We start from the raw sequence: 14,759 nt of genomic DNA, 5'->3' as shown, positions 1-14,759 counted from the left end.
CAACCGCTATGGCGCGACCTGTCGCGCCAGCTTTTTGCGCTGCTCGACAAGAAAGTCCATCAGCGCTCGGGTCTTGGCGGGCATCTGAGCGCGCGACGGCACGTAAAGAAAGAACGCCGGACGGGGATGAACCCACGGCAGAAGAACACGCGCCAAAGTGCCATCCTCCAGATACGGACGAACGCAGAGGTCGAGGTGCTGCACCAGGCCGACGCCCTGCAGCGCCGCCCGCAACATGCTGTCGTCGTCGTTGAAGACGGCGTTGCCCTGGGGTTCGTAGATCACGGCGCGTGCTTCTTGGTCGGGCGTGAGGAACGTCCAGCGGTCGATGGTGCCGCTCGAGGTGAATCGATAGGACAGGCAATTGTGCTGTTTCAGCTCCTGAGGCGTCTCAGGAATGCCGTGGCGCTGGAAGTATTGAGGCGATCCGACGATCGCCATCTCCAGCGGCGGCGTGATGGGCACCGCGATCATGTGCTCGTCCAGGCTTTCGCCCAACCGGATGCCGGCGTCGAGCCCTTCGGCCACGATGTTGGAGAGACCGTCGTCGGTCACCAGTTCCAGCCGCAGCTTCGGATAGCGCGTCAGAAACGCCGCCATATGCGGCTCGATCAACGACCGCGCGGCGACGCGTGAGACGGATAGCCGGATCGTGCCCGACGGTTCCGTGCCGGTCTCGCCCAGGTCCGTGACCGCGCCTTCGATCGCGGCAAAGGCGGGCTGCAGCACGTCGAACAGACGCTGGCCTTCCTCGGTCAACGACATGTCGCGCGTCGTGCGGTTGATGAGCCGCACGTTCAAGTGTCGTTCCAGCGATTTCAGGTGCTGCGACACGGTTGCGCGCGTCACCTCCATTTCCATGGCGGCCTTGGTGAAGCTGCGGCGGCGGGCCACGTGGACGAACCACGCCATGGCGGGAAGCAGAGAAGGATCCAGAGGCATATTGTCAGTTATCACTTAACACTGATGTCATGTCCAGGCGGTTTATCCGATCAATTCGCTCGCCTAACATACCCCCATACCCACCGACATCGTGTCTCGGCAGGGCAGTCAGAGGAGACCTGGTTATGACCGGAATTTCAAAGGAACGAATGCAGAAGGCGCGGGAGCAGGAAAAAACTATCTCCCCGGAAGATCACGCCAAGGTCAAGGCGCTGGCCGGCATGGTCAAGATGCCGCGCAGCTTCATCTTCAAGAACCCCGACGAATACGGCATGGAAGGTTGGTATGACCTGTCCATCCCGTCGGACGACGGCACGCCGCTAGAAGCCTGGTACATCCCGGCCAAGGGCGGCGAGAGCAACAAGCTCGTCATCTTCAACCATGCGCTTCCGATGTGCCGCGCCGGCTATCCCGGCCATATGGGCGCGCCGTGGGGCAACTTCATCGAGCCGGTCGAGATCGACTTCGTTATCCAGTACAAGCACCTGACCGATGCCGGCTACAACGTGCTGACCTACGACTTCCGCAATCACGGACAGAGCGGTGCTGCCAACGGCGGCGTCTGCGGCGTCGGCCAGTGGGAATGGCGTGACTGCGTCGGCGTGAAGAAGTTCGTCGATGCCCATCCGCGCCTGGGCAAGATGGACGTTGCCCTGTTCAGCCAGTGCCTGGGCGGCGTTTCGCAGTATGCGGCCATCACCAAGCACCCCGAGCTGTTTGAAAACGTCAAATGCCTGCTCAGCCCGCTGGTTCCCAACATGACGTCGGTCTTCACCAAGCTTTCGGGCTACCAGGGCATCACGCAGTACCAGGAACTGATCGACCTGGAGATACTGAAGCTCGGTGGTTTTGCTGCCGCTGACATGTCGGGCAGATTGTGGGCTCCGAACGTCAAGCTGCCGGTCTTCATGTGGCAAGTGCTCGACGATGCCGTCATCAACAACCCGAGCGACGCCGAGAGCACCTTCGACGCGCTCGCGAGCAACGACAAGGAACTCTACTGGATCGAAGGTACGACCAAGCGCTTCGAGGACGGCTACAACTGGTTCGGCCGTCACCCCGAAAAGGTGCTGTCCTATCTGGCCAAATACATGAACTGACGCCTTGAGGCGGATGCCGGAGCGGTTACCGTGGCGATAGCCAGCAGGGGCGCTCCGGCTCGTTCAGTCGGAATGCACATGCGATATCGCGTGGCGCGGAGAGATCTGATGGTATCGGAGCGCCAGGCAACCGTCATTTCTGCCGGCAATCGACATCGCCCACCCGCTGCGCCGCGTTACCCTCGAAGGTCACCGTCGCCTCACCCTTGGCCGAACAATCGCCCTTTTCGCCGCTGCCGGCGCGGAAGTGCACGACCGGCTGGCCCTCGATCATGATGCTCGGCACCACCTCGTAAAGTTCCGGCGGGCAATTGGCGACATCGGAGAGTCGAAGCGCCGGCTGGCCGCCGATCATCACGCTGGAAGCACCCGAAAGCGCGCAGGACGGGATCGGCGCGCGCGCCTCCTCGGCCATTGCCGCTGACATCGGCAAGCCGATGCAAACACAGGCGATGGCGGCCGCAGCAAGTTTCATGATCCCCTCCTCCATGGTTCCGTTTCGGTGAAACCTAGCACATGGCCACGCCGCCTCAATACTCGGTCGGCACGGTCAAAAGCTCGGCATCGGGCGTATCGAGAAAGGCCCGGACCGTCTGCGGCAGATGCCGCGAACCGAAGGAAAGCACGCCGCAGCGCGAGAGCATCTGCCGCAGATCCGGCTGCGCCCCAAGCGAGCGCCAGATCATCCGCGACGCGTAAGGCAGGTTCTCCTTGCGCCAGGAGACCCCCATGGTGGTGCCGCGCAGATAGACCCGCTGGTGCACTTCGAACGGCAGAAGGATCGTCTGCGCCAGCATCGGCTCACGCCCGATGCTGCGCTCGGCGATGAAGATGCGATTTCGCCAGAAGGTGACGAGGCCGACATATTTCGAGAACTGCTGGATCTCGTTTGCGGGATCGCGGATGCGCTCGATCGATTTCACCCGGATCGAGCCCGCCTCCTCGTAGATCCTTGCGCAGGAGCAGACGACGAGCCCCGGCCAGGAAAGCGACACGTGATAGGTCTGGTAGTAGCCGATATGGCGCCTGAGGCCCCCGATATCGCCGGGAAAGCCTTCGAGCAGCAGGCCGGCATCCGACCGGTCTCGATCGGGCCGCGTCATGCGGGCCTCGAACTGTTTGGCCGGCAATGCGAAGTCTTCGGCAGAAAGCCCGAAAAAGCGGGCGATGCGCGCCACGTTGTGCGGCGAAGGCCGCGCCTCGCCGGCGATGTAACGATTGAACTGTTGGCGGTTGATACCGATTTCGCGGCAGATCTGCGAGATCGACCGCCGGGTCGCGCAGGCAAATCTCAGATTGGCGGCGAAGATTTCGATGTCTTGCACGATGCTTTCCGTACCCCATTCAACGCGCCGATGGCTCTTTCCGAGCGGTGGCACCGAGATAGCGTAAAAGCGCGTAAAGAAGCGTCAAGTCGCGAAATTGTGCGCCAACCGGCAAACGCTAGGTTTTCCCTAACAAGCATCACTCCAAAGGGAACCTTGAGATGACCGAATTTATGAAGCGCCCCGACGGCCTCCTCGTTCCGGCAGGCATGGCCTCGGCCGGCCTCAGCCGGCGCAGCTTCCTGGCCGGCACCGCGGCACTTGGCGTTGCTGCCGGTTTTGGCGGAACTCTGACAGCGACCGATGCGCGCGCTCAGGAACCGAAGCGCGGCGGCCATCTGAAGCTTGGCCTCAAGGGCGGCGCCACCACCGATTCGCTCGATCCGGCCGCCTATAGCGGTTCCGTCTCCTTCGTCATCGGCCATCTCTGGGGCGACACGCTGGTCGAATCCGACCCGAAGACCGGTGCGCCGCTGCCGGCGCTTGCCGAATCCTGGCAGCCCTCGGCCGATGCGTCTGAGTGGACCTTCAAGATCCGCAGCGACGTCAGCTTCCATGACGGCAGCAAGCTGACGATTGCCGACGTCGTCGCGACGCTGAAGCGCCACGCCGACGAAGGCTCCAAGTCCGGCGCGCTCGGGCTGATGCGCTCGATCAAGACGATCGAGGAGAAGGCAGGCAGCCTGGTGCTGACCTTGACCGAAGGCAATGCCGACCTGCCGCTGCTTCTGACCGACTATCACCTGATCATCCAGCCGAAGGGCGGTCTCGACAATCCGGCCTCGCCCATCGGCACCGGCCCCTACAAGCTTTCAAGCTACGAGGCGGGCCTGCGCGCCACCTTCGAGAAGAACGCCGATGACTGGCGTGCCGACCGCGGTTTCGTCGACAGCGTCGAGGTCATCGTGATGAACGACACCACGGCACGGATCGCCGCTCTTTCCTCCGGCCAGGTGCACTTCATCAACAACATCGACCCGAAGACCGTGCCGCTCCTGAAGCGCGCCCCGCGCGTCGAGATCCTGAGAACCGCCGGCAAGGGCTTCTACAGCTTCCTGATGCATTGCGACACCGCGCCCTTCGACAACAACGATCTGAGGCTGGCGCTGAAATACGCGGTCGATCGCCAGGCAATCCTCGACCGGGTGCTCGGCGGCTTCGGTACGCTCGGCAACGACTATCCGGTCAACGGCAACTATGCGCTGGCGCCCGAAGGCATCGAGCAGCGGGCCTACGATCCGGACAAGGCCGCCTTCCACTTCAAGAAATCCGGCCATGACCGGCCGATCCTCTTGCGCACCTCGGATGCCGCCTTCCCGGGTGCCGCCGATGCGGCCGTGCTCTTCCAGGAAAGCGCCAAGAAGGCGGGCATCGAGATCGAGGTGCGGCGCGAGCCGGAGGACGGCTACTGGACCAATGTCTGGAACGTGCAGCCCTTCTGCGCCTCCTATTGGGGCGGCCGGCCGACGCAAGATTCGCGCTACTCCACCTCCTATCTCTCGACAGCCGAATGGAACGACACGCGCTTCAAGCGCGAAGATTTCGACAAGCTCCTGCTGCAGGCCCGCTCCGAACTGGACGAGACCAAGCGCAAGGAGATGTACCACACCATGGCAATGACGGTGCGCGACGAAGGCGGCCTGATCCTGCCCGTCTTCAACGACTACGTGAACGCCGCCTCGGCATCGCTGAAAGGTTTCGTCGACGACATCGGCAACGACTTGTCCAACGGTTATGTCGGCAGCCGCGTCTGGTTCGACAGCTAAGCGCGCGTCGGCACGTCCGTTGGAACAAAGAGATGGAATCTGGGAACCACATGTCCGAACGTGAATTCACATTGATCGAAAACGAATGGATCCGGCTGAAGGACGGCACCGTGCTTGCCGCCCGCATCTGGATGCCCGATGGCGCCAACACCGAGCCGGTCCCGACGGTGCTCGAGTACCTGCCCTACCGCAAGCAGGGCGGCACCAGCCTGCGGGACGAATCCACCTATCCGGTCTTTGCCGCCGCCGGCATCGCCGGCGTGCGTGTCGATATCCGCGGCTCCGGCGAAAGCGATGGCGTCATCGACGGCGAGTATACGCCGCGCGAGCTTTCCGACGGCTGCGAGATCATCGAATGGATCGCCGCGCAACCGTGGTCCAACGGCAAGGTCGGCATGATGGGCATCTCCTGGGGCGGCTTCAACTGCCTCCAGGTCGCAGCCTTGAAGCCGCCGGCGCTGAAGGCCGTCATCTCCATCGCCTCCACCGTCGATCGCTACAACGACGACATCCACTACAAGAACGGCTGCCACCTCTCCGCCCAGTTGTCCTGGGCAGCGACCATGCTTGCCTACCAGTCGCGCTCGCCCGATCCCGATATCGTCGGCGACCGCTGGAAGGAAATGTGGATGGAACGGCTGGAGAATGAGCCCTACTTCATGCAGGAATGGCTGGAACACCAGCGCCGCGATGCCTTCTGGCAACATGGTTCCATTTGCGAGGATTTCGACAAGGTCGAGATCCCGGCACTCGTCATCGCCGGCTGGGCCGACGGCTACCGCAACACGCCCTTGAAGGCGGTCGAGGGCCTCGGCGGCAGGGCCAAGGCGCTGATCGGCCCCTGGGTGCACAAGTACCCGCATTTCGCCTTCCCCAAGCCGCGCGCCGATTTTCACGGCGAGGCGATCCGCTGGTGGAACCGCTGGCTGCGCAACGAGGAAAACGGCGCCGAGAACGGGCCGCAGGTGCGCGCCTACATCCTCGACGGCCCGCGCCCGTCGCTCAGGCGTGACAGCGATCCCGGCCGCTGGGTGGCAAAGGATGCCTGGACGCAGCCGGAAATGCAGCTTTTCGGCGTTTCCCATGACGGCCGCCTGACGCCGTCTGCCGGCGGCACCGGCGTCGGCGAGATCTACCTGAAATCGCCGCTCGATACCGGCACGGCATCCGGCGAGTATTTCACGCTGAAGCCCGATGCCGAAATGGCCGGCGACCAGCGCATCGACGATATCGGCTCGCTTGTCTTCGAGACGGCGCCGCTGCTTCAACCCGCCGACTATCTCGGCCAGCCGACATTGACCGTCGAGGTCACCTGCCAGGCCGCAAACGCCAATCTTGCCGTCCGCCTCGTCGACGTGCATCCGGATGGCACCGCCACCCGCGTCGCCTTCGGCGTGCTCAACCTTTCGCATCGCGACGGCAATGCCAGCCCGCGCGCGATGGAGCCTGGCCGCAAGACGCGCATCACGCTGACGCTCGACGCGTGCGGCTACCGCTTCCGCGCGGGAAATCGCATCCGCGTGTCGCTGTCGACCGCCTACTGGCCGCTGATCCTGCCGCAGCCGACCGATCCCGGCCTTGCGATCGATACGGCGAGCCTGTCGCTCGCGCTGCCGCTGCTCGGCGCGCACCGCGAGATCGTCGTACCGGAGCCGGAAAACCCCGACCCGCTGCCGAAGTACCGGGAACTGAAGCGCGGCAACACCAGCCGCACGGTCGAGCGCGACATGACCCACGGCATGACGCACTACCGGATCTACGAGGACACCGGCCTTTCCGAGCACCCGGACACCGGCCTTGCCACCCAGGACATCCGCGACGAGACCTGGTCGATCGCGCCCGACGATCCGCTGTCGATGATCGGCACTTCGACATGGACCTGCATTGCCAGGCGCGACGGCTGGTCGGTGCGCACGGTCTCGACCGCGACGTTGCGCTGCACCGCAGCCGAGTGGATCACCGAGGCCGAAGTCGTCGCCTATGAAGGCGAAACACGGGTTTTCGAGAAGCACTTCGAAAAGCGCGTCCCTCGCGATTTCATGTAGGGCATAGCCTCGGAACGGCCGGGCGGATTGGCGACTTCCTCTCCGTCCGGCGCCATTCGCTTGACTTTCGCGTAAACGCGCTGTACCAATCGGTAAACACTTTACCGATCGGTACACAAATGCGCCATTTCTTCTCGCGTCACCAGCCTCCCGTCCATATCAACCGCGGTCTGATCGCCGGTATTGGCGGTCTCGTCGCCATCGCCGCCGTCGGTGCGCTGACCAACCTCGTCGGCCATCCCATGCTGATGGCGCCCTTTGGCGCCAGCTGCGTGCTGATCTTCTCCGTCGCATCAAGCCCGCTGTCGCAGCCGGCCAATGTCGTTGGCGGCCATGTCGTCGCCACCCTCGTCGGCCTGGTCTTGAGGGCAGCCTTTCCCAACGAGTGGTGGGCGGTCGCCATCGCGGTTGGCGCCGCGATCGCGCTGATGGCGGCGCTGCGCATCACCCATCCGCCGGCGGGCGCCAACCCGCTCGTCGTCTTTGCGGCCGATCCCGGCTTCGAGTTCCTGCTCTTCCCGGTGCTGACCGGTTCGCTGATCCTGGTTGCCGTCGGCGCCCTCTTCCACCGTTTTGCCAGGGTCGAGTATCCGCTTGTAAGGAAGCCCGCATGAGCCGCGTCGTCACCGAGCGAAAGGACGTCATCGCCATGTTGGCGGAAATCTTCCGCGAACATGGCTATGACGGCGCCAGCCTCAGCCTGATCACCGAAAAGACAGGGCTTGGAAAAGGCAGCCTCTACCACTTCTTCCCCGGCGGAAAGGAGGAGATGGCCGAGGCCGTGCTCTCCGACATCGCCGCCTGGTTCCGCACGCATATCTTCGACGCGCTACGCGAAGGCGAAGACCCGGCAGAGGCGATCGAGGCGATGTTTGCCGGCGTCGACAGCTACTTCCGGCAGGGCAGACGCCTCTGCCTGATGGGGGTGATCGCCACGAGCGGCGGCCATGACCGCTTCGCCCGCGACCTAAACGGCTACTTCACCGATTGGCGCACGGAGCTCGCCGCGGCGCTCGAACGCGCAGGCGCTCCGACGGCCGAATGCAGCGCCCTTGCCGAGGAAATCGTCGGCGGCATCCAGGGCGCGCTGATCCTTGCCCGCAGCCTCGACGACCCTGGCGCCTTCGGCCGGGTGCTTTCCCGTCTCAAGGCGCGCTGCCTGATGGCCCCGGCCAGCTAGGCAGGCTGCACGCCTCCTCTGCCACCTTTTCCAGAAATGACAAAAATCAGGTCTAGGCGCCCGCGCGCCTTGACAAGATCCGTCACGCGCAGATATTAACCGATAAGTTAAATAACTCTAAGGTTAAAGACTGGGCGCATTGGGGCGCCCGGAGGAGGAGGCATTGATGCAAGCGGCGACCGCAAACGCAGCACGCAAGGAAATCAGCCTGGAAATCGTCCGCGACTTCGACGCACCGGTGAGCCTTGTCTTCAAGGTCTGGTCGACACCGGAGCATCTGCTGCGCTGGTGGGGTCCGCGGGATTTCACGCCGCACTCGGTCAGCATGGACTTTCGTCCGGGCGGCGCATGGCGCGCCTGCATCCGTTCGCCCGAAGGCCGGGACTATTGGATGAGCGGCCTTTATCGCGAGGTGCGCGCCCCGGAGAAGCTGGTCTTCAGCTTCGCCTGGGACGAAGACGGCGCGCCCGGCGCCGATACGCTGATCACCGTTTCCCTTGCCGATATCGGCGGCAAGACGCGGCTCACCTTCCAGCAAACACCATTCGAGACCGTCGAAGAGCGCGACTCGCACCAGGAAGGCTGGGGCGAGTGCCTCGAGCGGCTCAGGGATTATGTCGACCATGTCTGAGATCGCAAACCCGCAAGCCGAAACCGCGCCCGGTCCGAAGGCGACCCGGCGCGAGTGGATCGGGCTCGCCGTGCTGGCGCTGCCCTGCATGCTCTATTCCATGGACCTGACCGTGCTGAACCTTGCGGTTCCGCAGTTGGCCGAACAGCTCAAGCCCTCCGCCTCGCAACTCCTCTGGATCATCGATGTCTACGGCTTCATGGTCGCGGGCTCGCTGATTACCATGGGCACGCTCGGCGACCGCATCGGCCGTCGGCGCCTGCTGATGATCGGCTCGATCGCCTTCGGCCTCGCCTCGATCTTCGCCGCCTTCGCCTGGAATGCCGAAACGCTGATCATAGCCCGCGCCGTGCTCGGCGTCGCGGCGGCGACACTTGCGCCCTCCACCCTCTCGCTCATCCGCAACATGTTCCTCGACGACCGGCAGCGCACCTTTGCGATCGGGGTGTGGATCGCCAGCTTCTCGGCCGGCGGCGCCATCGGCCCCGTGGTCGGCGGCCTCATGCTGTCACAGTTCTGGTGGGGCTCGGTCTTCCTGCTCGCCGTTCCGGTCATGGTGCTGATCCTCATCCTCGGCCCGATCTTGCTGCCGGAATTCCGCGATCCCGAAGCCGGGCGGATCGATCTCGTCAGCGCCGCTCAGTCGCTCGTCGCCGTGCTGTCGGTGATCTACGGCATGAAGCACATCGCCGAGGCGGGATTCGATACGACCGCGGTCTTCTTCATCCTGCTCGGCATCGTAGTCGCGATCCTGTTTGCGCGGCGCCAGCTGCGTCTCGCCGATCCGTTGATCGACCTGTCGCTGTTCAGGACGCCCACCTTCAGCGCGGCGCTCGGCGTCAACATTCTCGGCCTCTTCGTCGGCTTCGGCGCCTTCCTGTTCGTGGCGCAATACCTGCAGCTGGTGCTTGGGCTTTCGCCCTTCGTTGCCGGGCTGTGGTCGGTGCCGACGGGTGTCGCCATGGTCGTCGCCTCGATGACGGTGCCGATGCTCGCCACTCGGTTTTCCGCTTCCAACCTGATTGCGGCCGGCTTCGTGCTGACGGCGATCGGCTTTGCCATCTGCACCCAGGTCGGCACCGCAAGCAGCCCGCTGCTCGTGACAACGGGCCTCGTCGTCCTCTGCCTCGGCTTTGCCCCGGTCGGCACGCTGACGACCGACATGATCGTCGGGTCGGCCCCGCCGGAGCGCGCCGGTGCCGCCTCCGCAATCTCGGAAACCAGCTTCGAATTCGGCGGCGCGCTCGGCATCGCCGTGCTCGGCAGCCTTTTGACCTCGGCCTATCGCGGCCGCATGGACCAGTTGGTGGTGACCGGCCTGCCGGAGGAAACGGTTGCAGCGGCGCGCCAGACGCTGGGCGGTGCGGTGGCCGTTGCTGCCGACCTGCCGCCGGCAGAAGCCGAGCGGCTGCTGACCGCCGCCCGCGATGTCTTCACCCAGTCCTTCACCTTCACGGCGTCGATCTGCGTGCTGCTGTCGCTGGTGACGGCCCTCATCGCCTTCCTGCTTCTGCGCAAGGCGAAGGATGACGGCGAGGGCACGGATCCGGTCATTGCCGATCGCCCGGCAACGACCGGAACGGTCGGTTAGGGCAGCGCGCGTTGCGATTCCCATCCGAACCGCGTCACGTGAGATGAGCAAGCGGCGCCAGGCGCCGGAACGAAAGCCGTCAGCGGCACAAGTCATCGGCGCCGGCCCTTAGGCCGGCGAACGGTGAAGCCTGCCAAACATCAGGGAGGAACCGATGAAGACACTCTATCGCGGCAGCTGCCATTGCGGCGCCGTCACCTTCGAATGCCAGCTCGATCTTGCCGAAGGCGTCCGCCGTTGCAACTGTTCCTTCTGCGCCAAGACGCGCATGCAGAAGGCCTTTGCGCTGCGCGAAGAATTCGAGATCACTGCGGGCCAAGACAGGCTGACGAGCTACCGGGCCGACAATTCGAGCTGGATCGTCGGCGACGTCGACCATTACTTCTGCAGCCGCTGCGGCGTCCGGCCCTTCTCGCGCGGCTACCACAAGGATTTCATCGGCCACTTCTACGCGGTCAACGTCGCCTGCCTCGATGGCGTCAGCGACGCGGAACTCGCCGAAGCACCCATCATCTACGAGAACGGCCGCGACGACGACCATTTCAACCCGCCTGCCGACACGCGCTTCATGTGAGCGCGCGGCCAGTCAGGCGACGGTCAGCGCACGAAGGGCGGCCAGTGCTCGCTCGGCGTCCGCTTCCGGCACGAAGATGTGGTCGTGGTAATAGGCAGCGATCACATTGGCGCTGATGCCCTCGCGCGTCAGCGCCACGGAGACGGCCGCCGTCAACCCGACTGCTTCGAGCGCCGAATGCACGTTGAGCGTGATCCTGCGAAGCAGCGGACCATAGGTGAGCCCGGCCTCGTCGGCGGCGTCGCGGGCAAGCACCAGGGTCAACCCCTCATCCTCGCGATAGGTGGCAAGCGCCTCCAGCATCTGGTAGCGCGCCTGATCCCGATAGGCGACGGTGCAATAGACATAGGTCTGCGGATAAAGAACCGGGTTCATCGTCGAAAGCAGCTTCGCGAGATCCGTTTCTCCGGCCATGACATCGTCCCCTGTTCTCGGCGCGCCTCACATTCGTCCACTGGTAGCGGATCGTCACGTTGGCGTGAAGCACGCGATCGCGATTTGACCGTTGCCAATCCCATGAAAACATGAGGTCATCGAACGCCCGGCGCTGGAGCCGGGCGACGGGAGGACGCGATGGCGCGCAGCAAGTCGGCACAAGCCTTTGACAGGTCCCTCACAAGATTGGCTGCTGCCTTCGCCGCGTTGCTGGCGTTTTCGCCCATCGCCGCTGCCCAGGAACCGGCCGTCGTCATCCCGCCGCCGTCGCTTGACGAAAAGTCATCCGCATCGACGGAAGTCGCTGTCTTCGCCGGCGGCTGTTTCTGGGGCGTGCAGGGCGTCTTCCAGCACCTCAAGGGCGTGAAGAAGGCCGTCTCCGGTTATGCCGGCGGCACGGCTGCCACGGCCGACTATGAGACGGTGAGCGGCGGTAAGACCGGGCACGCGGAATCCGTCGAAGTGACCTTCGATCCGCGCGAAGTGACCTATGGACAGCTCTTGCAGGTGTTCTTCTCCGTCGCCCACAACCCGACGCAGCTCAACTATCAGGGCCCGGACCACGGCACCCAGTATCGTTCGGCGCTCTTTGCCGTCACGAACGAGCAGAAGAAGATCGCCTCAGCCTACATCGCCCAACTCGGCAAATCGGGCGCCTTCCCTGCGGCGATCGTCACGCAGGTCTCGCCCTTCAAGGGCTTCTACGCCGCCGAAGACTACCACCAGGACTTCCTGACGCGGAACCCGACACATCCCTATATCGTCTATAACGACCTGCCGAAGATCGAGAATCTGAGAGCCCTGTTCCCGAAGAGCTTCCGCGCAAACCCGGTGCTAGTCTTCAAGGCGAAGAGCTAGCGCATGTCGCGCAAAAGTGCGCAGCGGTTTTGCGATAACGACATGCGCCAAATCAATAACCTAAAGCGCACGGAGCGAATCTGAAAGAGCGCGACGCGCTTTAGCGCACCGTCTGCCTGCCTCGGATTTGCGGCGTGCCAGGCAGCGCCTCAGCGTGTCCCGACGAGAACGGCAACCCCCTCCGCCAGCCGCCGAAACCCTTCGCGCGCGCCGTCGCTCATATGCCGCGCCCGAAGCCAGGCGTGGATCATCTGCGGCTCTTCACGAAAAGTGACGTTGACGCCGGCGGCTGCAAGCCGGGCCGCATAGAGGCGGGCGTCGTCGCGCAAGGGGTCGAAGAAGGCGCCGCTGATATAGCTCGGCGGCAGGCCCGAGAGATCCGTTTCCGCGAGTGGTGCGGCGAAGGGATTGCCCATCGGCGCCTTCAGGATGTCGCGATAGTAACCGACATCGGCCGTCGTCAGCCCCGGCGCTTCGGCCATTTCCTCATAGGAGCCCGAGACCAGATCGCCGCCGAGCCCTGGATAGATCAGCACCTGGCCGACAATGCCCTTGAGACCTTCCGCCCGAGCCTTGAGCACGACGCCCGCCGTCAGATTGCCACCGGCGCTGTCGCCGGCAACGACGACCGGACGGCCGTCCGACAGAAGGTGCTGCAACACGGCGTAACTGTCGTCAAAAGCCGTCGGCCAGACGTGCTCCGGCGCCAGCCGATAATCGACCGAAACCAGCTCGGCCCCGGCAAAATCCGCAAGCTCGGCGCAGATGGCGTCGTGGCTGTCGAGCGAGCCGACGACGAAGCCGCCGCCATGGATGTAGTAGATGCGCGTGTCGGTCGAGATCGTCACCGGCCGATAACGCCGGATCGGAATGCGAGCATCGACGAGCGTGTCCTCGCGGGTGAGACCGACCGGGCTCGGCCCATCGAATTCGGCGCAGAGCGCGTCGTACCATTGGCGCTGCTGCTCGATCGAGGCATCGACCGCATCGGCGGGATAGAAGTCCTCGCAGCGGCGGTGGAAGGCGAGGATCCCCTCCTCCGTCGGCATCGGCCGCCTGGTCACCTGATCCACGTCGTCCTCCCTGCAATCCCGAAGTCGCTTGCAGCTTAGCACCGGCGTTCCGGCTCCCTGTCCGAAAACCGACATCACCGGAAAAAATCCGTGGCGACGGCATGCGCTTCCACCCTTGCCAGCCCTGCTCCGCACCTATTAACTCGTGCCATGGCCTTCACGTTCAGACAGTTGCAGTATTTCGTCGCCGTCGCCGAACAGGGGTCGATCACCCGTGCGGCGCAGAACCTGTCGATCTCGCAATCCTCGATCACCGAGGCGATCAAGGAGCTGGAAGGCGATCTCGGCGTCGAACTCTTCGACCGGCATCCGCGCGGGCTGTCGATCACCCACAACGGCCACCAGTTCCTGCGCCATGCAACGAAAATCCTAGCCAATGTCTCCGACGCCCGCCGCAGCTTTTCCGACAGCCGCGAGGAGACCGGCGGCAAGCTCAATCTCGGCGTGACCTCGCTCGTCGCCGGCTACGTGCTCTCCGATCTGCTCGCCCGCTACCGTCGCGCCTGCCCGGGCGTCGAGGTCAGCGCCATCGAGGACAACGGCTCCTATCTCGAACACCTGCTGATCGGCGGCGAACTCGACGTCGCCGTCATGGTCATCTCCAACCTGCGTGACCGCATGGCGCTGCAGGCGGAAATTCTGGAGACCTCGCCCTATCGCCTGTGGCTGCCGATCGGCCATCCCCTGGTCAGCGCCGACATCATCTCCGTCAGCGATATCGCCAAGGAGCCGCTGATCATGCTGACGGTGGACGAAATCGAGGAGAACACCGGCAAGCTCCTGTCCGCACTCGGCGCTCGCCCGCATGTGGCCTTCCGCACCCGCTCGGTGGAGGCGGTGCGCAGCCTGGTCGCGACCGGCGCCGGTATCGCGCTCCTGCCCGATCTTGTCTACCGCCCCTGGTCGCTGGAAGGCGACCGCATCGAAAGCCGCGACGTCTCGGGCGCCCTTCCCGTCGTGCAGGTCGGCATGGTCTGGCGCAAGGGCTCCGGCCTGCCGCAATCGGCGCGCGATTTCGTCGGCATCGCCGAGGCGCTTCGAAGCGCCAGACCGCGCTAACTCATCGGTTTTATTGCTCTTCTTCTGGAAAGAGCCACACCCTTGGCGTGCCGGCGGGTGAGCGATATCGGAAAATCCGAAAGCGACATTCTGTTTAATGAATTTGCGAATACGGTGAAATGAAGGCACGCTTCATCCTGGGAACGAAGCCGCAAAACGCGGCTCAAAACTGGGAGAATT

15 protein-coding genes are annotated in these 14,759 nt (G+C 64.1%); 10 read left to right on the top strand and 5 right to left on the bottom strand.

What is annotated here, in order from left to right:
• Positions 1–6: 6 nt before the first annotated feature.
• Positions 7–912 carry a LysR family transcriptional regulator gene (locus C1A35_RS03530; protein ID WP_272939252.1) on the bottom strand — a complete coding sequence of 302 codons (906 nt, stop codon included), beginning with the start codon at positions 910–912 and terminating at the stop codon, positions 7–9.
• Positions 913–1,067: 155 nt separating this feature from the next.
• On the opposite strand from C1A35_RS03530, the gene C1A35_RS03525 reads away from it, so the two are divergent.
• Positions 1,068–2,042, top strand: coding sequence for an alpha/beta hydrolase family protein (locus C1A35_RS03525; RefSeq protein WP_104662982.1), 975 nt, complete (start codon positions 1,068–1,070; stop codon positions 2,040–2,042).
• Between the two features lie 133 nt (positions 2,043–2,175).
• Here the strand turns inward: C1A35_RS03525 and C1A35_RS03520 are convergent, their stop codons facing one another.
• Positions 2,176–2,517, bottom strand: a complete 342-nt coding sequence (locus tag C1A35_RS03520; RefSeq protein ID WP_104662981.1) for a PAAR domain-containing protein — start codon at positions 2,515–2,517, stop codon at positions 2,176–2,178.
• 55 nt (positions 2,518–2,572) lie between these two features.
• Entirely contained in the window at positions 2,573–3,358 is a 786-nt protein-coding gene (locus C1A35_RS03515; RefSeq protein WP_440271496.1) for a helix-turn-helix domain-containing protein, read from the bottom strand.
• Positions 3,359–3,576: 218 nt separating this feature from the next.
• Here C1A35_RS03515 and C1A35_RS03510 point away from each other — a divergent pair, with 218 nt between their 5' ends.
• The 7 genes from C1A35_RS03510 to C1A35_RS03480 all read left to right on the top strand — a co-directional run bounded on the left by C1A35_RS03510 (position 3,577) and on the right by C1A35_RS03480 (position 11,154).
• Positions 3,577–5,133: an ABC transporter substrate-binding protein gene (locus tag C1A35_RS03510; protein WP_234822780.1), complete on the top strand. Its 1,557-nt coding sequence runs from the start codon at positions 3,577–3,579 to the stop codon at positions 5,131–5,133.
• 50 nt (positions 5,134–5,183) lie between these two features.
• Entirely contained in the window at positions 5,184–7,178 is a 1,995-nt protein-coding gene (locus C1A35_RS03505) for a CocE/NonD family hydrolase (RefSeq protein WP_104663420.1), read from the top strand.
• 119 nt (positions 7,179–7,297) lie between these two features.
• On the top strand, positions 7,298–7,792 hold the full coding sequence (locus C1A35_RS03500) for an HPP family protein (protein WP_104662978.1): 495 nt from the start codon (positions 7,298–7,300) through the stop codon (positions 7,790–7,792).
• Complete coding sequence (locus C1A35_RS03495) at positions 7,789–8,358, top strand: TetR/AcrR family transcriptional regulator (protein WP_104662977.1); 570 nt, start codon at positions 7,789–7,791, stop codon at positions 8,356–8,358. Before C1A35_RS03500 ends, C1A35_RS03495 begins: the two co-directional genes overlap by 4 nt.
• Before the next feature lie 166 nt (positions 8,359–8,524).
• Positions 8,525–8,989, top strand: coding sequence for an SRPBCC domain-containing protein (locus C1A35_RS03490; RefSeq protein WP_104662976.1), 465 nt, complete (start codon positions 8,525–8,527; stop codon positions 8,987–8,989).
• Positions 8,982–10,580, top strand: a complete 1,599-nt coding sequence (locus C1A35_RS03485; RefSeq protein ID WP_104663419.1) for an MFS transporter — start codon at positions 8,982–8,984, stop codon at positions 10,578–10,580. The genes C1A35_RS03490 and C1A35_RS03485 overlap by 8 nt, the downstream gene beginning before the upstream one ends.
• Positions 10,581–10,734: 154 nt before the next feature.
• Complete coding sequence (locus C1A35_RS03480) at positions 10,735–11,154, top strand: GFA family protein (protein ID WP_104662975.1); 420 nt, start codon at positions 10,735–10,737, stop codon at positions 11,152–11,154.
• Between the two features lie 12 nt (positions 11,155–11,166).
• Here the strand turns inward: C1A35_RS03480 and C1A35_RS03475 are convergent, their stop codons facing one another.
• Positions 11,167–11,568 carry an ACT domain-containing protein gene (locus tag C1A35_RS03475; protein ID WP_104662974.1) on the bottom strand — a complete coding sequence of 134 codons (402 nt, stop codon included), beginning with the start codon at positions 11,566–11,568 and terminating at the stop codon, positions 11,167–11,169.
• A 159-nt stretch (positions 11,569–11,727) separates the two neighbouring features.
• Here C1A35_RS03475 and msrA point away from each other — a divergent pair, with 159 nt between their 5' ends.
• Positions 11,728–12,447, top strand: coding sequence for a peptide-methionine (S)-S-oxide reductase MsrA (msrA, locus tag C1A35_RS03470; RefSeq protein WP_104662973.1), 720 nt, complete (start codon positions 11,728–11,730; stop codon positions 12,445–12,447).
• 149 nt (positions 12,448–12,596) lie between these two features.
• On the opposite strand, the gene C1A35_RS03465 is transcribed toward msrA, so the two are convergent.
• Entirely contained in the window at positions 12,597–13,496 is a 900-nt protein-coding gene (locus C1A35_RS03465) for an alpha/beta hydrolase (RefSeq protein ID WP_104663418.1), read from the bottom strand.
• A gap of 174 nt (positions 13,497–13,670) precedes the next feature.
• On the opposite strand from C1A35_RS03465, the gene C1A35_RS03460 reads away from it, so the two are divergent.
• Complete coding sequence (locus tag C1A35_RS03460) at positions 13,671–14,579, top strand: LysR family transcriptional regulator (protein ID WP_077960351.1); 909 nt, start codon at positions 13,671–13,673, stop codon at positions 14,577–14,579.
• Positions 14,580–14,759 lie beyond the last annotated feature (180 nt).

Origin of the sequence: Ensifer adhaerens (assembly GCF_002940685.1) — a bacterium.
In the GTDB taxonomy this organism is placed as follows: domain Bacteria; phylum Pseudomonadota; class Alphaproteobacteria; order Rhizobiales; family Rhizobiaceae; genus Ensifer; species Ensifer adhaerens_E.
This window is presented reverse-complemented; position numbering and strand designations above follow the sequence as displayed.